The 25,106-nt window shown below is 42.8% G+C and carries 18 protein-coding genes and 3 rRNA genes; 16 read left to right on the forward strand and 5 right to left on the reverse strand.

Translation table 11 applies throughout. The features are described 5' to 3' along the window. Positions 1-2: 2 nt before the first annotated feature. A complete protein-coding gene (locus ABC361_RS20490; protein ID WP_413075663.1) occupies positions 3-167 on the reverse strand; it encodes a hypothetical protein in 165 nt (54 codons plus the stop codon). Positions 168-290: 123 nt separating this feature from the next. On the opposite strand from ABC361_RS20490, the gene ABC361_RS20495 reads away from it, so the two are divergent. The 4 genes from ABC361_RS20495 (at position 291) to rrf (ending at position 6,582) form a co-directional block, all read left to right on the forward strand. Next, the gene (locus tag ABC361_RS20495; RefSeq protein WP_413075664.1) at positions 291-1,262 is read left to right on the forward strand and encodes an SDR family oxidoreductase; all 972 of its coding nucleotides are present in this window, start codon (positions 291-293) and stop codon (positions 1,260-1,262) included. Positions 1,263-1,617: 355 nt separating this feature from the next. Beyond that, positions 1,618-3,165, forward strand: a 16S ribosomal RNA gene (locus ABC361_RS20500). A gap of 281 nt (positions 3,166-3,446) precedes the next feature. Beyond that, positions 3,447-6,399: ribosomal RNA gene (locus ABC361_RS20505) — 23S ribosomal RNA — on the forward strand. A 67-nt stretch (positions 6,400-6,466) separates the two neighbouring features. Next, positions 6,467-6,582, forward strand: a 5S ribosomal RNA gene (rrf, locus tag ABC361_RS20510). The 16S, 23S and 5S rRNA genes sit together here, the layout of an rRNA operon. Before the next feature lie 200 nt (positions 6,583-6,782). Here the strand turns inward: rrf and ABC361_RS20515 are convergent. After that, the gene (locus ABC361_RS20515) at positions 6,783-7,715 is read right to left on the reverse strand and encodes a YaaC family protein (protein ID WP_413075665.1); all 933 of its coding nucleotides are present in this window, start codon (positions 7,713-7,715) and stop codon (positions 6,783-6,785) included. A gap of 126 nt (positions 7,716-7,841) precedes the next feature. On the opposite strand from ABC361_RS20515, the gene guaB reads away from it, so the two are divergent. The 12 genes from guaB to ABC361_RS20575 all read left to right on the forward strand — a co-directional run bounded on the left by guaB (position 7,842) and on the right by ABC361_RS20575 (position 22,072). After that, on the forward strand, positions 7,842-9,299 hold the full coding sequence (gene guaB / locus ABC361_RS20520; protein ID WP_413075666.1) for an IMP dehydrogenase: 1,458 nt from the start codon (positions 7,842-7,844) through the stop codon (positions 9,297-9,299). A gap of 102 nt (positions 9,300-9,401) precedes the next feature. After that, a complete protein-coding gene (locus tag ABC361_RS20525) occupies positions 9,402-10,739 on the forward strand; it encodes a D-alanyl-D-alanine carboxypeptidase family protein (RefSeq protein ID WP_413075667.1) in 1,338 nt (445 codons plus the stop codon). Positions 10,740-10,826: 87 nt separating this feature from the next. Then, the gene (locus ABC361_RS20530; RefSeq protein ID WP_413075668.1) at positions 10,827-11,609 is read left to right on the forward strand and encodes a carbon-nitrogen family hydrolase; all 783 of its coding nucleotides are present in this window, start codon (positions 10,827-10,829) and stop codon (positions 11,607-11,609) included. A gap of 29 nt (positions 11,610-11,638) precedes the next feature. Next, on the forward strand, positions 11,639-13,324 hold the full coding sequence (locus ABC361_RS20535) for a PucR family transcriptional regulator (protein ID WP_413075669.1): 1,686 nt from the start codon (positions 11,639-11,641) through the stop codon (positions 13,322-13,324). A 186-nt stretch (positions 13,325-13,510) separates the two neighbouring features. Then, positions 13,511-14,701: a M24 family metallopeptidase gene (locus tag ABC361_RS20540; RefSeq protein ID WP_413075670.1), complete on the forward strand. Its 1,191-nt coding sequence runs from the start codon at positions 13,511-13,513 to the stop codon at positions 14,699-14,701. A gap of 22 nt (positions 14,702-14,723) precedes the next feature. Next, a complete protein-coding gene (locus tag ABC361_RS20545) occupies positions 14,724-15,923 on the forward strand; it encodes a cystathionine gamma-synthase family protein (protein WP_413075671.1) in 1,200 nt (399 codons plus the stop codon). Position 15,924: 1 nt separating this feature from the next. Beyond that, positions 15,925-17,118, forward strand: coding sequence for a M20 metallopeptidase family protein (locus tag ABC361_RS20550; protein WP_413075672.1), 1,194 nt, complete (start codon positions 15,925-15,927; stop codon positions 17,116-17,118). Next, the gene (locus ABC361_RS20555; RefSeq protein WP_413075673.1) at positions 17,115-18,185 is read left to right on the forward strand and encodes a homoserine dehydrogenase; all 1,071 of its coding nucleotides are present in this window, start codon (positions 17,115-17,117) and stop codon (positions 18,183-18,185) included. The genes ABC361_RS20550 and ABC361_RS20555 overlap by 4 nt, the downstream gene beginning before the upstream one ends. A 13-nt stretch (positions 18,186-18,198) precedes the next feature. Then, complete coding sequence (locus tag ABC361_RS20560; RefSeq protein WP_413075674.1) at positions 18,199-19,635, forward strand: aldehyde dehydrogenase family protein; 1,437 nt, start codon at positions 18,199-18,201, stop codon at positions 19,633-19,635. Positions 19,636-19,847: 212 nt separating this feature from the next. Next, positions 19,848-20,654: a transporter substrate-binding domain-containing protein gene (locus ABC361_RS20565; RefSeq protein ID WP_413075675.1), complete on the forward strand. Its 807-nt coding sequence runs from the start codon at positions 19,848-19,850 to the stop codon at positions 20,652-20,654. Between the two features lie 60 nt (positions 20,655-20,714). Beyond that, positions 20,715-21,350: an amino acid ABC transporter permease gene (locus ABC361_RS20570; RefSeq protein WP_413075676.1), complete on the forward strand. Its 636-nt coding sequence runs from the start codon at positions 20,715-20,717 to the stop codon at positions 21,348-21,350. Next, on the forward strand, positions 21,350-22,072 hold the full coding sequence (locus tag ABC361_RS20575; RefSeq protein ID WP_413075677.1) for an amino acid ABC transporter ATP-binding protein: 723 nt from the start codon (positions 21,350-21,352) through the stop codon (positions 22,070-22,072). Before ABC361_RS20570 ends, ABC361_RS20575 begins: the two co-directional genes overlap by 1 nt. Positions 22,073-22,108: 36 nt before the next feature. On the opposite strand, the gene ABC361_RS20580 is transcribed toward ABC361_RS20575, so the two are convergent. Genes ABC361_RS20580 through ABC361_RS20590 form a run of 3 tightly spaced genes read right to left on the reverse strand, consistent with a single transcriptional unit; the run spans position 22,109 to position 25,100 of the window. Continuing rightward, positions 22,109-23,128, reverse strand: a complete 1,020-nt coding sequence (locus ABC361_RS20580; protein ID WP_413075678.1) for an ABC transporter ATP-binding protein — start codon at positions 23,126-23,128, stop codon at positions 22,109-22,111. Then, positions 23,094-24,119: an ABC transporter ATP-binding protein gene (locus ABC361_RS20585; RefSeq protein WP_255224318.1), complete on the reverse strand. Its 1,026-nt coding sequence runs from the start codon at positions 24,117-24,119 to the stop codon at positions 23,094-23,096. Before ABC361_RS20585 ends, ABC361_RS20580 begins: the two co-directional genes overlap by 35 nt. A gap of 30 nt (positions 24,120-24,149) precedes the next feature. Next, positions 24,150-25,100: an ABC transporter permease gene (locus ABC361_RS20590; RefSeq protein ID WP_413075679.1), complete on the reverse strand. Its 951-nt coding sequence runs from the start codon at positions 25,098-25,100 to the stop codon at positions 24,150-24,152. Positions 25,101-25,106: the final 6 nt, after the last annotated feature.

Raw genomic sequence — 25,106 nt, forward strand, 5'->3', positions numbered from 1 at the left:
TTTTATATAAGCGGATAATGAGGTTCAATCCGAGGATGCGCATAATATGGAGGTCGGGGTCCAATCTTCGGGACAAGCCAAGAGTCTCCTAAGTAATACACCCGTTCTTTATCTGAGTGATCATTAAATGTTAGTAAAGTGATTTCAGGATAAAACGTACTGTTCATTTTTTTATTCCTCCTTTTTACACTACTTTACGCAATTAACGTCGTGATGCGCTTGTCTTTGATGAAAAAGACGTGCACTTAGGTAATTGCCTATTCATACGATAGGCGTATTGAGGTGATGGAATGAGTAATGAACAAGGAAAAGACCATGAAATAAAACAGTTACAAAAATGGTACGAAGACAATAAAAAAGAAGGTTCCTACCCCCTTTATCCCTTCTATGGAAAAATCACTCGTTACGAAGACGTAAACGTAACGGCACCAGAGCAAAGACAGCTAGATCATCCAGGCGTAGAATCAATAATGGTACCAAAACCCATTATTGAGAATGAATATTATAAAGGTAGCGGTAAATTAAAGGGGAAAGTAGCTATTATTTCAGGTGGAGATAGTGGAATAGGTGCTGCGGCAGCCATAGCTTTTGCAAAAGAAGGAGCGGATTGTGTGATTAGTTACTTAAATGAGCACGAAGACGCCTATCGTACTAAAGCGAGAATAGAAGAACTAGGGACTCGATGTGTTCTAATATCAGGGGATGTTTCAAAAAGAGAAAAAAATGAAGAGATTGTAAAGCAGGCCATTCATACATTTGGAAAAATAGACATTCTCGTAAACAATGTAGGTGTTCAATTTCCTCAGCATTCAATCACAGATATTACTGATGAGCAATTTGATCATACTTTTAAAGTGAATGTTTACGCTCATTTCTACTTAACGAGAGCGGCGATGCCGTATTTAAATCCTGGAAGCTCTATTATTATGACTTCTTCTGTCGTTACGTATGTTGGAGAGCAGCAATTAGTAGACTATACAGCAACGAAGGGAGCAAATGTTGGTTGGACGCGTGCTTTAGCAAAGCAAGTAGGTGAAAAAGGCATTCGGGTTAACGCAGTTGCTCCGGGGAAAATTTGGACTCCTCTTATTCCTGCCAGTTTTCCTGCTGATGACAATGCACTTCCTGTTGATAATATGTATGGAAGAGTTGGACAGCCGTTTGAACTTGCTCCTACTTATGTATATTTGGCTTCTGACGATTCGAGATTTGTTACCGGTCAAGTCCTCCACGTTGATGGAGGTCAATCCACAAGTAGTTGAGTTATAGAGCGAATTGCACGCGGATGCAAAACGCTCTTTTTTTCTGGGAAAATACTAAAATAGAAATCTATAAAAAAAGTTTAATAAAGATGTTGACGATTTATGAATACCATGATATATTATTACATGTCCTGTTGAGAGACGGACAAACAATTAAAACTTTTTCTTTTAAAAAAAGTTGTTGACTTTATACGAGAGAAAATGGTATATTAATTGAGTCGCCAAGAGAGATCGAGGCGCAAGCGAGTTCTTTGAAAACTGAACAAAAGCCAAGCGTAAAAGAGATACAAGGTATCTCGTCAATGAAGTTAGACACAACTTCTAAAAAATGTGCAAATGAGCAAGTCAAACACTTTTAACGGAGAGTTTGATCCTGGCTCAGGACGAACGCTGGCGGCGTGCCTAATACATGCAAGTCGAGCGGACAGAAGGGAGCTTGCTCCCGGAAGTTAGCGGCGGACGGGTGAGTAACACGTAGGTAACCTGCCCCTTAGACTGGGATAACTCCGGGAAACCGGAGCTAATACGGGATAATAAAGAGAATCGCCTGATTTTCTTTTGAAAGACGGTTTCGGCTGTCACTAAGGGATGGACCTGCGGCGCATTAGCTAGTTGGTAAGGTAACGGCTTACCAAGGCGACGATGCGTAGCCGACCTGAGAGGGTGATCGGCCACACTGGGACTGAGACACGGCCCAGACTCCTACGGGAGGCAGCAGTAGGGAATCTTCCGCAATGGACGAAAGTCTGACGGAGCAACGCCGCGTGAGTGAGGAAGGCCTTCGGGTCGTAAAGCTCTGTTGTGAGGGAAGAACAAGTGCCGGCGTAACTACCGGCACCTTGACGGTACCTCACCAGAAAGCCACGGCTAACTACGTGCCAGCAGCCGCGGTAATACGTAGGTGGCAAGCGTTGTCCGGAATTATTGGGCGTAAAGCGCGCGCAGGCGGCTTCTTAAGTCTGATGTGAAATCTCGGGGCTCAACCCCGAGCGGCCATTGGAAACTGGGGAGCTTGAGTGCAGAAGAGGAGAGTGGAATTCCACGTGTAGCGGTGAAATGCGTAGATATGTGGAGGAACACCAGTGGCGAAGGCGACTCTCTGGTCTGTAACTGACGCTGAGGCGCGAAAGCGTGGGGAGCAAACAGGATTAGATACCCTGGTAGTCCACGCCGTAAACGATGAGTGCTAGGTGTTAGGGGTTTCGATGCCCGTAGTGCCGAAGTAAACACATTAAGCACTCCGCCTGGGGAGTACGGCCGCAAGGCTGAAACTCAAAGGAATTGACGGGGACCCGCACAAGCAGTGGAGCATGTGGTTTAATTCGAAGCAACGCGAAGAACCTTACCAGGTCTTGACATCCTTTGACCACTCTGGAGACAGAGCTTCCCCTTCGGGGGCAAAGTGACAGGTGGTGCATGGTTGTCGTCAGCTCGTGTCGTGAGATGTTGGGTTAAGTCCCGCAACGAGCGCAACCCTTGATCTTAGTTGCCAGCATTTAGTTGGGCACTCTAAGGTGACTGCCGGTGACAAACCGGAGGAAGGTGGGGACGACGTCAAATCATCATGCCCCTTATGACCTGGGCTACACACGTGCTACAATGGATGGTACAAAGGGCAGCGAAGCCGTGAGGTGGAGCCAATCCCATAAAGCCATTCTCAGTTCGGATTGCAGGCTGCAACTCGCCTGCATGAAGCCGGAATTGCTAGTAATCGCGGATCAGCATGCCGCGGTGAATACGTTCCCGGGTCTTGTACACACCGCCCGTCACACCACGAGAGTTTGTAACACCCGAAGTCGGTGAGGTAACCTTTTGGAGCCAGCCGCCTAAGGTGGGACAAATGATTGGGGTGAAGTCGTAACAAGGTAGCCGTATCGGAAGGTGCGGCTGGATCACCTCCTTTCTATGGAGTATTTACTCTAGTCGATATATGACCGTTGGTCATATAACGCTTCGGATCTTTTGTTCAGTTTTGAATGAACTCAAATTCATTCATCTATAGCCTAATAGGGTATGGAACCAAGCTAAATGCGTGGTACCGACCTTCATGTAGGCAGGTTCTTTGAAAACTAAATCTAAAATCAACTCAAATAAAGTTTTGTTCATCGGTTTTAAACTGTTTGAACGAGACGTCAAGAATTCATAAACCTTTTAGGTTAACCAATTACTTTTTAAAAGTAAAATGGATAAGTTAGAAAGGGCGCACGGTGAATGCCTTGGCACTAGGAGCCGATGAAGGACGCGACGAACAGCGATATGCTTCGGGGAGCTGTAAGTAAGCTTTGATCCGGAGATTTCCGAATGGGGGAACCCACCATCCGTAATGGGATGGTACTCCTACCTGAACACATAGGGTAGGTAGAGGCAGACCCGGGGAACTGAAACATCTAAGTACCCGGAGGAAGAGAAAGCAAATGCGATTTCCTGAGTAGCGGCGAGCGAAACGGAATCAGCCCAAACCAAGAGGCTTGCCTCTTGGGGTTGTAGGACACTCTATACGGAGTTACAAAGAAACGGAGTAGGTGAACTGTCTGGAAAGACAGGCCGAAGAAGGTAACAGCCCTGTAGCTGAAACTTCGTTTCCTCCAGAGTGGATCCTGAGTACGGCGGGACACGTGAAACCCCGTCGGAATCCGGGAGGACCATCTCCCAAGGCTAAATACTCCCTAGTGACCGATAGTGAACCAGTACCGTGAGGGAAAGGTGAAAAGCACCCCGGAAGGGGAGTGAAAGAGATCCTGAAACCGTGTGCCTACAACTAGTCAGAGCCCGTTAATGGGTGATGGCGTGCCTTTTGTAGAATGAACCGGCGAGTTACGATAACGTGCAAGGTTAAGCTGATGAGGCGGAGCCGCAGCGAAAGCGAGTCTGAATAGGGCGAGTGAGTACGTTGTCGTAGACCCGAAACCGGGTGATCTACCCATGTCCAGGGTGAAGGTCGGGTAACACCGACTGGAGGCCCGAACCCACGCATGTTGAAAAATGCGGGGATGAGGTGTGGGTAGGGGTGAAATGCCAATCGAACTCGGAAATAGCTGGTTCTCCCCGAAATAGCTTTAGGGCTAGCCTCGAGTGATGAGTTTTGGAGGTAGAGCACTGATTGGACGAGGGGTCCCCACAGGATTACCGAATTCAGTCAAACTCCGAATGCCAAAAACTTTAACTCGGGAGTCAGACTGCGAGTGCTAAGATCCGTAGTCAAGAGGGAAACAGCCCAGACCATCAGCTAAGGTCCCCAAGTATACGTTAAGTGGAAAAGGATGTGGAGTTGCTTAGACAACCAGGATGTTGGCTTAGAAGCAGCCATCATTGAAAGAGTGCGTAATAGCTCACTGGTCGAGTGACTCTGCGCCGAAAATGTACCGGGGCTAAACGTATCACCGAAGCTATGGCAATCCCAGTAGGGATTGGGTAGGGGAGCGTTCCAAGGACTGTGAAGCTAGATCGTGAGGACTAGTGGAGTGCTTGGAAGTGAGAATGCCGGTATGAGTAGCGAAAAGAGGGGTGAGAATCCCCTCCGTCGAAAGCCCAAGGTTTCCTGAGGAAGGCTCGTCCGCTCAGGGTTAGTCGGGACCTAAGCCGAGGCTGAAAAGCGTAGGCGATGGACAACAGGTTGATATTCCTGTACCACCTCGTATTTGTTTGAACGATGGGGGGACGCAGAAAGGTAGGGTGAGCGCGCCGCTGGCTGTGCGCGTCGAAGCATGCAAGGCTGGAACATAGGCAAATCCGTGTTCCGTGAAGGCTGAGCTGTGACCGTGAAGGACCCAAGGGTCCGAAATCCCTGATCCTCCGCTGCCGAGAAAAGCCTCTAGTTAGAATACAGGTGCCCGTACCGCAAACCGACACAGGTAGGCGAGAAGAGAATTCTAAGACGCTCGGGAGAACTCTCGTTAAGGAACTCGGCAAAATGACCCCGTAACTTCGGGAGAAGGGGTGCTCTATTAAGGTGAATAGCCTGAGAGAGCCGCAGTGAATAGATCCAAGCGACTGTTTAGCAAAAACACAGGTCTCTGCCAAGCCGCAAGGCGAAGTATAGGGGCTGACACCTGCCCGGTGCTGGAAGGTTAAGAGGAGGGGTTATCCCGTAAGGGAGAAGCTCTGAATTGAAGCCCCAGTAAACGGCGGCCGTAACTATAACGGTCCTAAGGTAGCGAAATTCCTTGTCGGGTAAGTTCCGACCCGCACGAATGGTGCAACGACTTGGATACTGTCTCAACGAGAGACCCGGTGAAATTATAGTACCTGTGAAGATGCAGGTTACCCGCGACAGGACGGAAAGACCCCATGGAGCTTTACTGTAGCTTGATAGTGAGTGTTGGTACCATTTGTACAGGATAGGTAGGAGCCTAGGAAACCGGAGCGCTAGCTTCGGTGGAGGCGTCGGTGGGATACTACCCTGATGGTGCTGACATTCTAACCTCGACCCGTGATCCGGGTCAGGGACATTGTCAGGTGGGCAGTTTGACTGGGGCGGTCGCCTCCTAAACAGTAACGGAGGCGCCCAAAGGTTCCCTCAGAATGGTTGGAAATCATTCGTAGAGTGCAAAGGCATAAGGGAGCTTGACTGCGAGACCTACAAGTCGAGCAGGGACGAAAGTCGAGCAGGGACGAAAGTCGGGCTTAGTGATCCGGCGGTGCCGTATGGAAGGGCCGTCGCTCAACGGATAAAAGCTACCCTGGGGATAACAGGCTTATCTCCCCCAAGAGTCCACATCGACGGGGAGGTTTGGCACCTCGATGTCGGCTCGTCGCATCCTGGGGCTGAAGTAGGTCCCAAGGGTTGGGCTGTTCGCCCATTAAAGCGGCACGCGAGCTGGGTTCAGAACGTCGTGAGACAGTTCGGTCCCTATCCGTCGCGGGCGTAGGAAATTTGAGAGGAGCTGTCCTTAGTACGAGAGGACCGGGATGGACATACCGCTGGTGTACCAGTTGTTCCGCCAGGAGCATCGCTGGGTAGCTACGTATGGACGGGATAAGTGCTGAAAGCATCTAAGCATGAAGCCCCCCTCAAGATGAGATTTCCCATGGCGTAAGCCAGTAAGACCCCTTAGAGATGATGAGGTTGATAGGTCAGAAGTGGAAGTGTGGCGACACATGGAGCGGACTGATACTAATCGGTCGAGGGCTTATCCTAATTTTTTTCTTGACTTGAGTTTGATTTCTAGATTTAGTTTTGAAAGAATCAACGATTCTTTTCATAGTCTGGTGGCAATAGCAAAGAGGTCACACCCGTTCCCATGCCGAACACGGTCGTTAAGCTCTTTTGCGCCGATGGTAGTTGGGGGCTTCCCCCTGTGAGAGTAGGACGTTGCCAGGCAAGCAGAAAGACACCTGAATAGGTGTCTTTTTTTGTGTGTAAAGAGACGCTAAAGAGCTATGCTTCTATAAAGAAAGCATCCTTAGATGAATCAATATGAAAAGAAGTAGAAGCATGTTAGGTCGAAAATTAGTTAGCCTAGAAACATTCCTAAGAATGGAGAGTGTATGAAACGATTGTCGCAAGTGAAATAGGCTAAGCTAGTTTTGAAGCAGTTTTCTTAATACAGCTTTTTGGCTATCATGTTCAACAATCTCTAAGAAGTGCTTAATAAATGGCATTTCGTCACAATCCAGTGTATGGAGTCTCTCTCCCCACCATTCGGTTTCATAGCGACAAATCATACTTAAATTATATAGTACTAAGTAGTAAACCATTAAGTCGGGCAGTTTAAGATAATCATCTTTTTGAGAATGAATGAAGACATGATCGTTGAAATAGAATATGGGATTAACGTCATTGACTGTTGAAACGACGTTCCTAATAGAAAGGGTATCCTTGCTCTCTACAACGTTTATTTTGTGAGACACTCCATGGGCTACTAAATATTCCGCAAATCGTTCAGCGGTCATGTGATAAGAATCTAACAAGGTAGCAGGGAACGTAATGATTTGATTATTTAATCTGCCTGAGAAAAACGGATATACTGACAGCAGAGAGTCAAAGGCGCTCTTTAATCCAGGAAGTTGCTTAAAAAGAAGAGACATCGAATATTTGTCAGAATATTGATTTGGTTTCATGTGAAACATTTTTATCATGAAATGAGGAAATAAACCATCCCGCTGAACTTTTACTTCATCTGCTAAAAAAGAGTATCCTTGTTTTTTTCGCTTTCGTGTTGAAACGCCATGGGACAACACAGACGATTTAGATGGGTAGTCGGGGTCATATTTTAGAATACACGCTTTTAAAAGTTGAGACAGCCCGTAAAAGAGTAGCATAGGCTTAATAGCGACGGGAGCTAGTTTAGCTTGTTGATAGTAAAGTTGTCCATGTTGAATATGATACATGAATCGATAGGAGTTCATATAACTTTTTGATGAGGCTTGTTCTTTTGTTTCTAACGTTAGGTAATGTTTGTGTAAAAAATTCTTGGTAAAACTTGCTGATTCAAAAAATGTAAAATCGTTCATACGGTCAACCATCCTTATGTACAATGAATTCAGAAAAGTGCTACTTAAACCCTTGTCTTGACAGTAGTTTGCCCAGTTGATAAGCTACTAATAATATTTTCTGGCTTTTTTAAGGGGGCAAACACAATGTGGGATGACAAATTTCAAAAAGAAGGCTTAACGTTTGATGATGTGTTACTTTTACCAGCTAAATCTGAAATTCTTCCTAGAGATGTTTCAGTAGCAACAAAGCTTAGTGAACATGTAAAGCTCAACATACCGATTCTTAGTGCAGGAATGGATACCGTAACAGAATCTGAAATGGCCATTGCAATTGCACGTGAAGGCGGAATGGGGATTATTCATAAGAATATGTCCATTGAAGAGCAAGCGGATCAAATTGATAAAGTGAAACGTTCAGAGAGTGGAGTCATTACGGATCCGTTCTTCTTAACGCCTGATCGCCAAGTGTTTGACGCAGAACATTTAATGGGCAAATACCGTATTTCAGGTGTACCGATTGTAAACGACGAACAGCATTTAGTAGGGATATTAACAAATCGCGACTTACGCTTTATTGAAGATTATTCAATAAAAATTGATGATGTGATGACAAAAGAAGGTTTAGTTACAGCATCTGTTGGAACAACGTTAGAAGAAGCAGAGAAAATTCTACAGAAGTATAAGATTGAAAAGCTACCTCTTGTTGATAACGAAGGTGTATTAAAAGGGTTAATTACAATTAAGGATATTGAAAAAGTGATTGAATTCCCTAATTCCGCAAAAGACAAGCAAGGACGTCTTCTAGTTGGGGCAGCAATAGGCGTTTCTGCAGATGCAGACGTTCGAATTGAAGCAGTTGTAAAGGCTGGGGCTGATGCAATCGTTATTGATACAGCACACGGTCATTCGCAAGGTGTGTTAAACAAAGTAGCCGATGTGAGAGCGAAATACCCTGACCTTACTATTATCGCTGGAAACGTAGCTACAGCATCAGGAACAAAAGCATTAATAGAAGCTGGTGTTAGTGTTGTAAAAGTAGGGATTGGTCCAGGTTCTATTTGTACGACACGTGTAGTAGCAGGAATTGGTGTACCTCAAATTACAGCGGTCTACGATTGTGCAACTGAAGCGAGAAAACATGGCGTACCGATTATTGCTGATGGTGGGATTAAATACTCCGGAGATATTACGAAAGCATTAGCTGCAGGTGGACACGCTGTTATGCTTGGTAGCTTGCTTGCAGGTGTAGCTGAGAGTCCTGGCGAGACAGAAATTTACCAAGGACGTCAGTATAAAGTTTATCGTGGTATGGGCTCATTAGGAGCGATGGAGAAGGGAAGTAAAGATCGTTACTTCCAAGAAAACAATCAAAAGCTAGTTCCAGAAGGAATTGAGGGGCGTACGTCGTTTAAAGGTCCGTTAGCGGATACGGTTCACCAACTTGTTGGAGGAATTCGCGCTGGTATGGGATACTGTGGTACAGCTTCACTAGAAAACCTTAGAGATGAGGGCCAGTTTATTCGCATTACTGGGGCAGGCTTAAAAGAGAGTCATCCACATGATGTACAAATTACAAAAGAAGCGCCAAATTATTCATTATAATTGACAAACTTTTGACGAATAGATAGGGACTTCCCTATCTATTTTTTTGGATGTTCACATGATACAATAGGGGACATGTGTAGAAATAGTGGAGGTGTAATTTTGAAAAGAAATAACCGAGCGAAGTGGGCAAAAGTATCGGTCTTGTTCACGTTAATTTTAGCTCTAGTAACATTACCTTATCAACAAGCAGATGCGAACACAGTTAATGTTGATGCATCAGCAGCGATTATGATTAATGGAGATACAGGGCAAATCCTTTATGAAGATAACATAGATGAACAATTAGCGATTGCAAGTATGACAAAGATGATGACAGAGTACTTATTATTTGAAGCGATTGAAGAAGGACAAGTTGCCTGGGATGATACGGTAGTAATAGAAGATCATCTCTACCCTTTATCACATCAAAGTGGTCTATCTAACGTACCGCTTCGATCTGATTATGACTATACGGTCGAAGAATTATACGAATCCATGGCTATTTACTCAGCGAATGCTTCAACGATGGCACTTGCTGCTCATATTGCTGGATCGGAAACGGCGTTTGTTGAACAAATGAATGAAAAAGCAGGGGAATTAGGCTTAGATCAGTATGATTTTGTTAATTCAAGTGGCTTAAACAATTCTAGCTTAGATGGATTTCACCCAGAAGGTACACCAGCTGATGGTGAGACTACCATGTCTGCTCGTTCTGTTGCCCAATTGGCTTATCACCTTTTAAATGATTACCCTGAAGTATTAGAAACGGCAAGTGTCCCGTTTGCTGAATTTCAGGCTGGACCGGATGAAACAGTTAATATGCCAAACTGGAATCAAATGTTGCCAGGAATGAGCCATGAATATGAAGGCGCGGATGGTCTAAAAACAGGTACGACAGACGCTGCGGGGAACAGTTTTACAGGAACAGCGTTACAAGATGGCACGCGTTTAATTACGGTTGTCATGAATGCAGGAAATCCTCAAGTTCGCACTGAACGTTTTGATGAAACTGAAAAGTTATTTGATCATGGGTTTGATAATTTTGAGGAAATTACAGTTGTAGAAGAAGGTCAAGAACCTGAAGACAATATGATCTCAGTAAATGGTGGAAAAGAGACAGAGGTCCCAGTTGTGACTTCTGAAAACTTAAAGATTTCTACACCTCAAAATGCAGAACAAGAGTATTCATTAGAAGTAGCAATTGATGAAGACCGTATGAATGAAGATGGAGAACTCGTTGCGCCGATCACTGCAGGTGAGCGAATTGGAACATTAAAAGTAAACTTTGATGACCCCACGGAGTACATTCAAGGAATACAATCAAGTGGGGTAGCTCTTGTTGCAACAGAAGATATCGAAGAAGCGGGCTGGTTCACCATGTCAATGAGAGGAATTGGTTCATTTTTCTCTGGTATGTGGACAAGCATTACAGATACGGTAACGGGCTGGTTTAGTTAATAACGTACGAAAAAGAAGCAAGAGGTTGCCCTCTGCTTCTTTTTTTGCAATTCGGGTACACAATGAGCATAAGGGAGCTGATCTAAAATGAATATTTCTATTTTTCAACAAGATGTGTTATTGGGGGATGTAAAAAAGAATCGAGAAAACGTGACAACATGGATTGATAAAGTAGGTCAAGATAAACATATCGATAGTGTGTTTTTACCAGAACTATGGTCATCTGGCTATGCGTTTCAAGACCTAAAACGGATTGCGGATGAAGCAGAGGAAACAAATGCGGTTTTTGCAGAAAAAGCTAAACAATATAATCTTCATGTTTTTGGAGGATCAATTGTCACAAATAGAGAAAATAAATACTATAATACAGCCCATATTTTTAATAAAGAAGGGGCGCTCGTTCATAAATATGATAAAACACATCTTGTTCCGATGCTTGATGAACCAACGTATTTCCAGCAGGGGGATCACGCACCTCATACATTTACCTTAGATAACTTAAACTTTGGATTAATTGTATGCTATGACTTGCGCTTTCCTGAATTAGCAAGAATGTTAACGCTTCAAGGTGCAGAGGTGTTAGTCGTACCTGCCGCTTGGCCTAAAGCAAGGACATCGGTTTGGCTACATCTACTTCAAGCAAGGGCCATTGAGAACCAAGTGTATGTGATTGGAATTAATCGAGTTGGTGGAGATGATCAAACGGAATATGGTGGTCACTCCGTTATTATTGATCCTCGGGGAGACATTCTATTAGAAGCTCAAGGGTCTGAAGCGACGATAACTGCACAACTAAAGCGAGAGGATGTGTACCGTATACGAGAAGATGTTCCTTCTTTAAAGAATCGAAGACCAGAACTATATGAGTAAATGTAGCAGAACAGACGATGGGGTGCAAAATGATGTTGAACTTAGAAGAAATTATGAAGCTCGAGATTATGAAACCTGCAACCGTAAAAACAGCATCGCGTTATATTGTGGATAAACAAGTGGAGTGGGTATCCATTACAGAGGCACCCGTTGAAAATTTCATACGTAAACACGAGCTTGTTTTAACGACAGGAATTGGGTACGGGCATGATCCAAAGCAATTTTTTGAATTTGTATCTGATGTCATTAAGTCTGAAGCAGCTGCATTGGCTATAGCGACTGGACGCTATATTTTTGAACTATATGAAGACGCTAAAACGTTGGCAGAAGAACATCAGCTTCCCATTATTTTTCTACCGTGGGAAATTCGCTTTGCTGATTTAACGCAAGCTGTGACGGCACGCTTAATGGATCAAAAGCAAGCCGGTATTCGTTTTACTCAAGGCATTCAACAAGAACTCTTAACGTTAACGCTTGCAGGTGAGCGGCTGTCAACGATCATTAGCCATGTGTCCGATTGTTTATCTGTGCCCCTTGTGATAACGGATCATCTAGGCGTCATAAAAGGGAAGAGTAACCTTAGTACAGCTAATTTTGAAAATCACGTGCGGGTCGCATTAAAAAATATAAAATCTTTTGATTATATAAGTGAACATCATCCTTTAGAAAGCAAGCTGCAAGAAGTATGTTTAGAAGAAGAGACCATTTATGTGTTACCGATTATCCAAACGAATAACCATATACAAGGTTATTTGTTTACAAAGCCATTGGAAAAACAAGACCAGGTGGATGAGCAGGGATTTTTAATTATTTTAGAACATACGGTAACTGCCGCAGCTTTCTGGTTTTTGCAAGAAAATGCTGTACAGGAGGCCGAGGCAAGGATTCGAGATAACTTTGTCGCTGATCTTGCAAACGGGATGCAGACAAAACTGTTAAAAACAAAGGCTCAAGCGATGGGGTACAATTTAAACCTTCCGTACCTTGCCATTGTCGGGGCTCCTCACAACTTTGAAGAACTTTTTAGAGAAGGAAACCAATCGGCAACCTTCGATGAATGGCTTCATAGTATGGTTCATTATATCGAAGAAGAAATTTATTTTGCTGGATCTACGATTGAACGAGCGTGCATGTCAACCTTCTTAGAAGGACAGATTGTCATCTTCCTTGAAGTTTCGGCAGATGATTATAAAGCAACCGTAAATAGCTTTTTAGATTTGTTGTATCGAAGACTTGATCACTTGTTACCTGATGTTGAACTTACGTGGGCAGTTGGTGATGCCGTAATAGAACCTTCAGAGTTTGAAGAGCGTTATAAAGAAGCAAAACAAGCACTTTTATTAGGATTTGGTCGATTAGGTAAAGGAAGCCGCATTTATTACTCTGATACAAAAATTGATCGAGTTTTGCATAAAATTGGTGAGGTTGATGAATTAAAAGCTTTAATTGAAGGATATGTCACCCCTCTTATTGACTACTCTACTTTAAGAGAGATTGATTTGATTGGAACCTTTATTGCATATCAGCGAAACCAAAATAAAGTTTCGCAAACGGCTAGAGTCTTACATTTGCATCGACAATCTCTCTTGTATCGCTTACGAAAAATTGAATCGATCACCGGTTTATCCTTAGCAAACCCTGATAACTTATTTTTACTTGATTTAAGCATTCGAACCTATCAAATTAGCGAAAACATGGAAACACCTCACTCGTAGGTGTTTTTCGTTTGTTAGATCCGTTAACATCTAAAGCCCTTGTCAAACAAGGAAAAAAGAGTGTGCATTTCAAACTGTCTAATAAATTAACCTAATTTTCATACATTTTTTACATTACGTTTAGACAGCTGACTTTATATAATGTCCATATAGAATCATTTGGATATTTAAGGAGGCAAGGTGATTATGTTTCCATTTACATTAGAGGAGTTTCAAGCTCGGATTGCGAATACGAAAAAGAAAATGGCTCAGCAGGGAGTCGACGTCTTATTAATAACAGATCCAGCAAATATGAATTATCTATCCGGATTTAACGGTTGGTCCTTTTATGTTCATCAAATGTTAGTCATCTTAATTGATGAAGAGCAGCCCATATGGCTTGGTCGAAGTATGGATGCCAATGTAGCTAAGCAGACAACATGGTTAATGCACGAGCGAATTATTTCGTACCCTGATTACTACGTGCAATCAGAAGAACAGCATCCGATGGATTTTATTGGTAAAGTTCTAGCGGATATCGGTCAATCAAATCGTGCAATCGGTGTGGAAATGGATACGTACTACTATACGGCTCAAGCCCATCATCGTTTAAAACGAGCGTTACCGAATGCGTCGTTTGTAGATGCAACGAATTTAGTCAATTGGGTCAGAATTATTAAATCTGAACAAGAAATTCATTATATGAAGCAGGCAGGAAAAATTGCTTCAAAAGCGATGTATGCAGGTATGAATGCCATCCAAGCTGGTGCAAGAGAATGCGATGTGGTCGCAGATATTTATCATGCGCAAATTTCAGGGACAGAAGAAAGTGGGGGCGACTATCCAGCGATTGTCCCACTCTTACCTGCAGGGATTAAAACAAGCGCACCTCACATTACCTGGAACGATCAACGCTACCCAAATGAGGAAACGGTCATCATTGAACTTGCAGGCTGTCATCAGCGTTATCATGCCCCTTTGGCAAGAACGATTACGATTGGGAAGCCGCAACAACGGGTTTCGGACGTGGCAGATATTGTGGTGGAAGGGTTAAATGAAGTGATGGGTTTCATTAAGCCAGGTGTAACATGTGAGCAAGTGGAAGCAGTTTGGCAAAAAACCATTAATCGTTATGGGTTAAATAAAAAATCACGATTAGGCTATTCAACAGGATTAAATTATCCACCTGATTGGGGCGAGCACACTGCAAGCTTACGAAAAGGGGATCAAACGATCATTCGAGAAAACATGGCTTTCCACGTAATCCCAGGCATGTGGTATGAAGACTTTGGCGTAGAAATAAGCGAATCAATACGCGTGACAAAAGATAGTTGCGAGCTCTTATGTAATTTTCCAAGACAATTGTTATCAAACACATCAATCCATTCAGCATCGTAAACAAAGATAGGGGATGAATCACATGACAGAAATGAATGAAGTAAAGTTAGCAACGAAAGCCGTATGGGCTGGCGAGAAAGACTATTTAGTGCACGGAGCCACACAAGTACCCGTCATTCCGAGTGTAGCGTTTGGCTACGATGATATGGATGAGTGGTATGAAGTAGCGATTGGTCGGAAGAAAGGTCATATTTATGGTCGTAATACGAATCCAACGGTGCAAGCGTTTGAAGATAAAGTGAAGGTATTGGAGGGAGCGAACGCAGCAACGAGTTTCTCTACCGGCATGGCTGCGATTTCAAATTCACTTTATACGTTCCTCCGTCCTGGGGATCGTGTCGTAACGATTAAAGATACGTACGGGGGCACGAATAAAATTTTTACTGAGTTTTTGCCAAACATGAATGTAGAGGTTCAGTTCTGCGAAACAGGGAACCATGAGCAAATATTAGAGGAAACAGCAAAAGGATGTAAGATCTTATATCTTGAGACACCAACCAATCCAACAGTCAAGATTACTGATATTAAAAAGTGTGCAGAAGCAGGTCATGAGGCAGGAGCGCTAGTCATTGTCGATAATACATTTGCTACTCCTGTTAATCAAAATCCATTAAAGCTCGGTGCAGATCTCGTTATTCACAGCGCAACAAAGTTCTTAGGTGGTCATGCTGATGCGTTAGGAGGCGTGGTTGTTGGCTATGACCATTCATTGGTGGACGCAATTTATCATTATCGCGAAATTAATGGTGCGACAATGGATCCATGGGCTGCTTATTTACTCCTGCGTGGCATGAAAACACTCGACCTGCGGGTAAAACGCCAAGCCGAGAATGCGATGAAGCTTGCGACATTTCTTAAAGAAGTAGAGGGTGTAGAGCAAGTCTTTTATCCAGGGCTTGAAGATCACCCAAACCATGCCATTGCGAAAGAACAAATGTCTGGCTTTGGCGGCATGTTGAGCTTTGCCGTTGCAGGGGGAGTCGATACAGTCCGTCATCTTTTGCCGAAGTTACAGTATGCCAATCGTGCTGCCAACTTAGGAGCTGTTGAGACAACGGTTGGACCTGCAAGAACAACAAGCCACGTTGAATGTACACCTGAAGAGCGTGCTGCAATGGGCATTCCTGAAGGACTCATTCGTGTGTCGTGCGGAATTGAAGATATCGAAGACATTATTAACGACTTTAAGCAAGCGTTCGAGGCTGCTAAAGTAGGCGTTTAAGATGGAGGAATTAAAAAAACGAGCGCTGGAGCTCGAAGACAAAATCATAAAATGGCGGCGTCACCTTCATCAATATCCCGAATGTAGCTTTCAAGAAAAGGAGACGTCCACTTTTGTTAAAATGCAACTTGAACAAATACCAGGGGTGCAGGTTCGCCAATCTAAACGTGGATACGGCGTGATCGGAACATTATCAAGTGGAACAGGGCCGACAGTTGCTTTACGTGCTGATATGGACGCATTACCGATTGAAGAGGAGGCAGATGTCTCCTTTTCGAGTCAGAATCCAGGTGTGATGCACGCGTGCGGACATGATGCACATACAGCCATTCTTCTAGGGACAGCTACACTGCTTTCAGAGCAATTTAAAAATGAATCGATACGTGGCACCGTTCATTTTGTTTTTCAACCAGCTGAGGAAGCGACCGACGAGCATAACAAGTCAGGTGGCATGTACTTAATCGAGGAGGGTATCTATGATGAGGTCGATCTGGCGTTTGCGCTCCACATGTGTCCATGGCTGACACCTGATGCCATTCAGGTTCATAAAGGACCTTCTATGGGAAGTCTTGACGTTTTTAAAGGTACCATTAAAGGAACTGGTGGGCATGGAGCGTATCCTCACCTAGGTAAAGATTCAGTATGGCTACTGTCCCAAGTTCTACCGGCGCTTTATAGCCTGCAAGGAAGGCTTGTTTCACCATTGGAATCAGCTGTTTTGAGTGTAGGGATGATTCAAGGTGGCGCAGCAAATAATGTCATTCCTTCTGAAGTCTATGTAGAAGGAACATTGAGGTGTTATACGGCTTCTACGAGAGCATTTTTACTTGGAGAAATAAAGAATGCGTTTAGCCTTGCTAATGTCTTTGGTGGGGAGGGCTCGTGTGTGATTGAACCTGGTGAACCTCCGCTTGAGAATCATAGTGAAGCGATTGATCTTGTCGTGCAGTCGGCGATGCTGCTCTATCCAAACGATGCGATTATTGATGAACCTTTTGGAATGGGAAGTGAAGATTTCGCTTATACGGCTGAAAAAACAAAAGCAGCAATGTTTTTCTTAGGATGCAAACCAACAAATGGACAATTTGATTTGCATACTCCACATTTTCAAATTGATGAATCATGTTTAAAAAAGGGCGCCAGTATGATGGCTGTGACGGCACTAGCTGCATTAAACAGGGGGAATGAGAAGTGAGGCTTAAATTAGCATTACTTGGATTTGGTGTTGTCGGTCAAGGTCTAGTCGATCACTTAATTCATAACAGTGAAAAAGCAAAAGTAGAGGTAGGATTTGATCCTATTGTTGTGGCGATCTCTGATTTTAGGAAAGGATCAATTTATGATCCAAATGGTCTTAATTTAAAGCTTGTTCTCGAAACACTAGAAGAAACCGGCTCTCTAGATACGTACCCAGGTTCTAATGAATTAGTGCGAGGGCTTGATGCGATCGCAACAATTATTGAAAGCAATGCAGATGCTGTGGTTGAAGCAACCTATACAAACGTTAAAACGGGAGAGCCGGCGATCACCCATTGCAAGACAGCTTTTGAACATAAGAAAAGTGTCGTCATGACAAATAAGGGGCCAATTGCGCTCGCATTAAAAGAGCTGGAGCAATTAGCAAAAGAAAACAGCGTTTTTTTAGGCTATGAAGGAACCGTTATGAGTGGAACACCAGCATTACGACTGCCAAAAACGACTTTGATTGGCAACAACATCACAAAGATTAGTGGAATTTTAAACGGAACAACCAATTATATGATCACTCAAATGGAAACTGGCAAATCATACGAAGCAGCTTTAAAAGAAGCACAGGAAAAAGGATATGCGGAGGCTGATCCAACGAGTGATGTAGAGGGTTATGACGCGATGTATAAAGTCGTCATCTTAGCCAATGCCATAATGGGCAAACACATAACGGTGGATCAAGTAGAATGCAGAGGATTAAATACGTTATCACGTGAAGCGATAGTGGCTGCTAAAGCGAATCAACGATGTTGGAAAATGCTTGGAACGGTGGAAGAGCTGCCAAATGGAGATATTCGTGCGTCTGTCAAACCGGTGGAAGTTGCGATGGATCATCCTTTAGCAAGTATTGGCGGTGCAACGAATGCCGTGACGTATACATGCAATATGTCAGGTGAGATTACGTTAACAGGAGCTGGAGCAGGTAAAAGCGAAACCGGCTTCGCGTTGTTGATTGATTTAATTTACTGTCATCTGCATGTTCAAAAACAAGCCAATATGACATTGATGAATTAGGGAGGTTATTCCTATGAAATTAGATTTGAAACGTCAAAAGATGTATGTTGCTGGTGAATGGGTGGAAAGAGAGCAAGTGCTAGAAGTTCGTAACCCTGAAGACGATGATCTGATTGCAGTCGTTCCAAGAGCGTCACAAAACGATATGGCTCATGCAATTGAATTAGCAAAGAAAGGTGCAAAAGAGTCTGCTGTTCTACCTGTCTACAAACGAATGGAGATTCTGAATAAAGCAGCGGACTATGTAGAGACACATAAAGAAGCGTTTGCTCGAACCATTGCTAAAGAGGGTAGCAAAACGATTAAAGAAGCGCGAAAAGAAGCAGGCAGATGTGTGGAGACCTTGCGTCTCTCTGCAGAAGAAGCCCGTAGAGTCACTGGGGAAACCATTCCTTTTGATCAGTCGCAAGGGGGAGTTGGCCGGTTTGGCTACTATGAACGAGTACCGCTTGGAATTATTGGCGCCATCACCCCTTTTAATGATCCATTAAATTTAGTGGCTCATAAGATTGGTCCTGCTATTGCAGCAGGTAATGCAATAGTCGTAAAGCCAGCTACAGCTACTCCTCTTAGCGCACTCTTTTTAGCAGAAGCGTTTGATTATGCGGAACTGCCTAAAGGGATACTATCTGTCATTACGGGGGTCGGATCTGAAATAGGAGAGATCTTGATGACACACCCTGACGTACGAATGATCTCTTTTACAGGTGGAATGGAGGCTGGCTTAAAAATTGCCAATCAAGCTGGTTTAAAAAAGAAAAGCATGGAGCTCGGCTCTAATTCACCTGTTATTGTTCTAGATGATGCTTCGTTAGAAGAAGCGGTGCCTGCATGTGTAAGTGGTGCATTTTGGGCTGCAGGTCAAAACTGCATTGGTGTGCAGCGGATCTACGTAGACGAAACAATTTATGGAACGTTTAAAGAAAAATTTATATCAGAAGCAAAAACGTATCGATTAGGGTCAAAGCTTGATGAAACAACAGATATGGGTCCATTAATTAATGAAAAAGAAGCAAAGCGTGTTGCTTTTATGGTTGAAGATGCGGTTCGGTCAGGTGCAACCATTTTAACAGGTGGGAGCCGAGACGGGGCTTATTACGAACCAACCGTTCTAGAAGATGTACCAGATGATTGCCATCTTGGTAGGGAAGAAGTGTTTGGACCTGTTGTTTTGCTTTATCCGTATTCGAACCTTGATGAAGCGGTTGAAAAAGCAAATCAAACAGAGTATGGTTTGCAGGCAGGTCTATTTACAAAAGATCTTCAACGCGCGTTTACACTAATTAAAGAGCTCCACGTCGGAGGCGTCATGATTAATGATAGCACTGATTTTCGGATTGATGCTATGCCATTTGGTGGAACGAAGCAATCTGGTATCGGGAGAGAAGGAGTTAAATTTTCCATTAATGAAATGACCGAAGAGAAGGTTGTTTGTTTTAAATTGGCATAAAGTGAAACAAGGATTGGAGAACCTCACTCCAATCCTCTTTTTTGTGAAAACGATACATAATCCAAAAATTACGAATGAGGGAGGCATGCTCCTTTAAGACCGTTATACAACCGTACTTGCAAGAATAAGGGCCTATATGATTTTTGTCTTTAGAAATAGAATATGCTAAACTGTTTAAATTAACTGAAATAAAAGATAAAAGGGGAGATTTTATGCAAAAGCGATTAGCTTTTACCATCGCAGGAACGTTCTTACTTTTAGTAGCTTGTGGCAGTGACGATACGTCTGGTCAAGATACAACTTCTGGTGAGGATGGCAATCAGGATTCCGAAACGATTACATATGATGTTGCGACAGACAACAATTTTGTCCCGTTTGAGTTTATTGACCTAGAAACAAATGAGCTAATTGGCTTTGATATTGAGCTGATGGAAGCTATTGCAGATGAAGTAGGCTTTGAAGTTGTTTTTCACCAAATGGATTTTACCGGTGCCCTTTCTGGCATTGAACAAGGTTCTTATGATGCAGCCATTAATGGAATGACCATTACAGAGGAGCGTAAAGAAAACATCGATTTCTCAGACCCCTACTATGAATCTGGCTTAATTTTAGCAGTAGCTGAGGATAACGACACAATTGAGTCTATCGATGATTTAAATGAATCTCATACCGTATCGACGAGATTATCTTCAACAAGTCAAACATACCTTGAGGAAAATACAGATGCGGCATCGGATGCTTATCCGGAGATTACTGAAGCCTATCAAGCGTTACTTACTGGCCATGTAGATGCTGCACTTTATGACATGCCTAACGTACAATACTTCATGCAGCAGCAAGGAGAAGGCTCCATGAAAATTGTAGGTGACATGTTAACTGGTGAAGAGTATGGGATCGCTTTTCCAAAAGGTTCGGATTTAGTAGAGGATGTTAATGAGGCATTATCAACTTTAATGGATAACGGTACGTACGGTGACATCTATGAAGAGTACTTTGGCGAACGACCAGAAGGCATGTAAATGAATGGAGTTGCTTGTTCTTAATGAATGAGCAACTCTATTAATGAAAGGAGAAATAGAATGGATTTTGGTGCATTTCCATTTTTAGTAGAAGGCTTAAAGCTAACCATTATTATTACGATTGTTGGTGTATTTCTCGGGAGCCTTATCGGAACCATAGTAGGCTTAATGAAGCTTTCTCAATTTCATCTATTAAAAGCAATTGCTGTTATTTTTGTAGAGATCATTCGGGGAACACCACTGCTTGCACAAATTTTCTTTATTCATTTTGGTATACCTGGAATCTTTGGGATGCGGTTTGATCCGTTATACACAGGAATTTTTGTAATTGCGATAAATTCAGGGGCATATATTGCGGAAATTGTAAGAGGCGCTGTACAATCAATAGATAGAGGGCAAATGGAAGCAGGGCGTTCGCTAGGGCTAACAAGTGGTCAAACGATGCGTCATATTGTTTGGCCACAGGCAGTAAAGGTTATGATTCCACCGTTTGGAAATCAGTTTGTCATTAGTTTAAAAGATACTTCACTTTTGTCGACGATTGCTGTCGCTGATTTAATGTATCAAAGCCGAACGTATACAGGGATTTCCGCCTCCTATTTCGATACATATTTATTAGTTTGTTTATTTTATCTATCGATCACGATACCAGCTTCAATCTTATTAAGGTATATAGAACGGAGACTTGATCACTAATGATTACCGTAAAAGATTTGCATAAATCATTTGGAGAAAATGAAGTATTAAAGGGAATTTCAACGAAAATTAATGAAAAAGAAGTGGTTTGTGTGATTGGCCCTTCTGGTTCAGGAAAAAGCACATTTTTACGTTGTTTAAATCGTCTTGAGCATATTACATCAGGGGATGTATACATTGAAGATGTGAATATAGCGGATCCAAAGACAGATTTAAACCGCATTCGTCAAGATGTCGGAATGGTGTTCCAGCACTTTAATTTATTTCCTCATAAAACAGTTCTAGAAAATATTACGCTCGCGCCAATGAAAATAAAAAAACTAGACAAAGAGGAAGCCAAAAAAAAATCAATGGCTCTCCTTGAAAAAGTTGGTTTAAGTGATAAAGCCAACGACTATCCCGCTAGTTTATCTGGTGGACAAAAACAACGTGTAGCAATAGCACGTGCGTTGTCTATGAATCCAAAGATTATGTTATTTGATGAACCTACATCCGCTCTTGACCCAGAACTTGTAGGGGATGTATTAAACGTAATGAAAGACCTTGCCCTTGATGGAATGACAATGGTCGTGGTTACGCATGAGATGGGCTTTGCTCGAGAAGTAGGCGACCGTGTGTTTTTTATGGATCAAGGCAAAATCGTGGAAGAGGGTACACCCGAACAATTATTTGATGAAACAAAGCACGAGCGAACAAAGGCATTCTTAAGTAAAGTATTATAAAAAAACCAGTTAGCTGCTACAGCTAACTGGTTTTTCTTATGAATAAGCAGGCTCCATTTTTCCAGCCGTAATCTCTTCCATATAGTGACACGCACCTCTGTGCCCTTCCTTCATATCATCTGTTGTACGAAGTTCTGGGTTTTCCGTACGACACTTATCAGTCGCAAATGGACAACGCGTATGGAAACGACAGCCATTCGGTGGATCAATAGGAGATGGTACGTCACCTTGAAGAATAATACGTTCTTTCTTCACAATCGGGTCAGGACTTGGAATCGCCGATAGCAATGCTTTTGTATACGGGTGTTGAGGATTATCAAAAACCGATTTTTTGTCGCCGATTTCAACAATCTTACCCAAGTACATAACAATTACGCGATCGGAGATATGACGAACAACACCAAGATCATGAGAGATAAATAAATACGTTAATTTACGCTCACGCTGTAGCTTTTTCAACAAGTTGATAACCTGTGCTTGAATGGATACGTCTAATGCAGACACCGCTTCATCACAGATAATTAATTTCGGGTTAACGGCTAATGCACGAGCAATTCCTACACGCTGACGTTGACCACCGCTAAATTCATGTGGGAACCGATCAATTTGGTGCTCACCAAGACCAACGGTTTTCATTAGTTCACGAATGATGCCATCATGTTCTTTAGCAGGCGCTACCTTTTGAATCGTCAGTGCTTCTGATAACACTTGTCTAACTGTTTGTCTAGGGTTAATAGACGCGTAAGGATCTTGGAAGATAATTTGCATATCATCACGTTTTTTACGCATTTTTCCTCGACTTAATGACAGAAGGTCTTCTCCTTGGAATTCAACAGAGCCTTCAGTCGGCTCATCTAGACGAAGGATGGCGCGTCCAGTTGTGGATTTCCCGCAACCAGACTCCCCCACGATTGAAACCGTTTCGCCTTCATTTAGTTCAAATGATATGTCGTCAACCGCTTTAACATGGTTTACTGTACGACCTATGAAGCCACCTTTTATAGGAAAGTATTGTTTTAAATTAGCTACTTTTAGTAACGTATTCGGCACGAACATTCACCTCCGGACCATCCCATTGATCTGTATAAATCCAACAACGTACTTGTCTACCGTCTTCTTCAGTTTGTAATTCAGGTAGCTCTTTACAAATCTCGCTCGCAAACGGACAACGTGGAGCAAAACGACAGCCTTTTGGCATGTCTGCAGGTGCTGGCACAGACCCTTTAATAATGGTTAAATCACCTTCAACATCTTCATCGTGCTTTGGTAATGAATTCATTAAACCAACCGTGTAAGGATGCCTTGGATTCTTAAATAAATCATTAATCGGTGCGTACTCGACAACTTGTCCACCATACATAACCGCAACATTGTCACACGTCTCCGCAACAACACCTAAATCATGTGTAATCATAATAACGGACATGCCTAACGTACGTTGTAATTCTCTTATTAATTCTAAGATTTGAGCTTGAATGGTAACATCTAATGCTGTTGTTGGTTCATCAGCTATTAATAATTCAGGTTGACACGCGAGAGCTATGGCGATCATCACACGTTGACGCATTCCACCAGATAATTCAAATGGATATTGGTCAATTCGCTTTTCAGGTGATGGAATACCAACTAGCTTTAACATTTCAATAGAACGTTTTCTAGCATCCTTTTTTGATAAACCTTCGTGAATTTGAAAGGACTCACTAATTTGTCTACCAACTGTAAAAGTAGGATTCAATGATGTCATCGGCTCTTGGAAGATCATTGAAATTTCGTTTCCGCGAATCTTCCTCATTTGTGCTGGTGTCTTTTTCGACAGGTCTTCCCCTTTGAAAAGGATCTCGCCCCCAACAATTTTCCCTGGATGAGAAAGCAAGTTTAATATAGATAGAGAAGTGATACTTTTACCAGAACCAGATTCTCCGACAATCCCAATCGTTTTTCCTTTTTCAACATCAAATGTAACGCCATCGACAGCTTTTACTTCTAATTGTTTAGTGAAAAAGGATGTACGAAGATCGCGAATTTGCAGGATAGCATCTTTACTCAATCATCTCACACCTTTCTACGATAAATTCCATTATTCTGCCTCTACTCGTTTATTTACAAGTCGATAAGCGATGTCTACTAAGAACATGACAAGAACAAATAATAAGGATGCGACAAGAATTCCACCTTGCATGACAGGGAAGTCACGAGTACTAATTGCATCAATAATCATTCTGCCCATACCGTTAATCGCAAAGACACTTTCTGCTAACACCGCTCCACCTAATAGACTACCAAAACTTAAGCCCGTTACAGTAATAACTGGGATTAACGCATTTTTTAAGGCATGTTGGTAAATAACGACTCGTTCCTTAACGCCTTTCGCACGTGCTGTACGGATGTAATCTTGGTGAATAACCTCGAGCATACTAGACCGTGTCATACGAGCAATAATCGCTGCACCGGAAATACCTAACATAAAGACTGGCAAGACAATTTGGCTGAAGCTGCCCCAACCTGTCGGGCTAAACCATTCAAAGTTTAACCAGTTTCCTAGTATCGGTACATTTCCAAGTACAAACCATTGAATTAACACAAGTCCAAGCCAAAAGTTTGGCATCGACATTCCAAACAGGGCAACGACCATAATGGCAGAGTCGCGGAATGAACCATGTTTTGTAGCAGCTAAAACGCCTGCAATAATTCCTAAGAAAATACTTAGTATGGTACTATAAAAAGCTAGTTCGACGGTCACCCATATCCGATCCCCAATCATCTCTGATACAGGTAAGCCACTTCTTAACGAATTCCCTAAGTCAAATTGAACAAGATTAGACATATAGCGAAAATATTGAACCGGGTAAGGGTCATTTAAACCTAATCGCTCATTTACCGCTTCAATTTGTTGCGGTGTAGCAGATTCACCAGCAAGCACTTGTGCTGGATCACCCGGAATAAAATGCATTAATGAAAAAACGAGTAACGTAACCCCGATTAAAACAGGTACTAGTTGTATTAGCCGACGTACAATAAATTTAAGCATTCTTAC

It is taken from the genome of Shouchella phoenicis (assembly GCF_047238345.1).
Taxonomy (GTDB): domain Bacteria; phylum Bacillota; class Bacilli; order Bacillales; family Bacillaceae_D; genus Shouchella.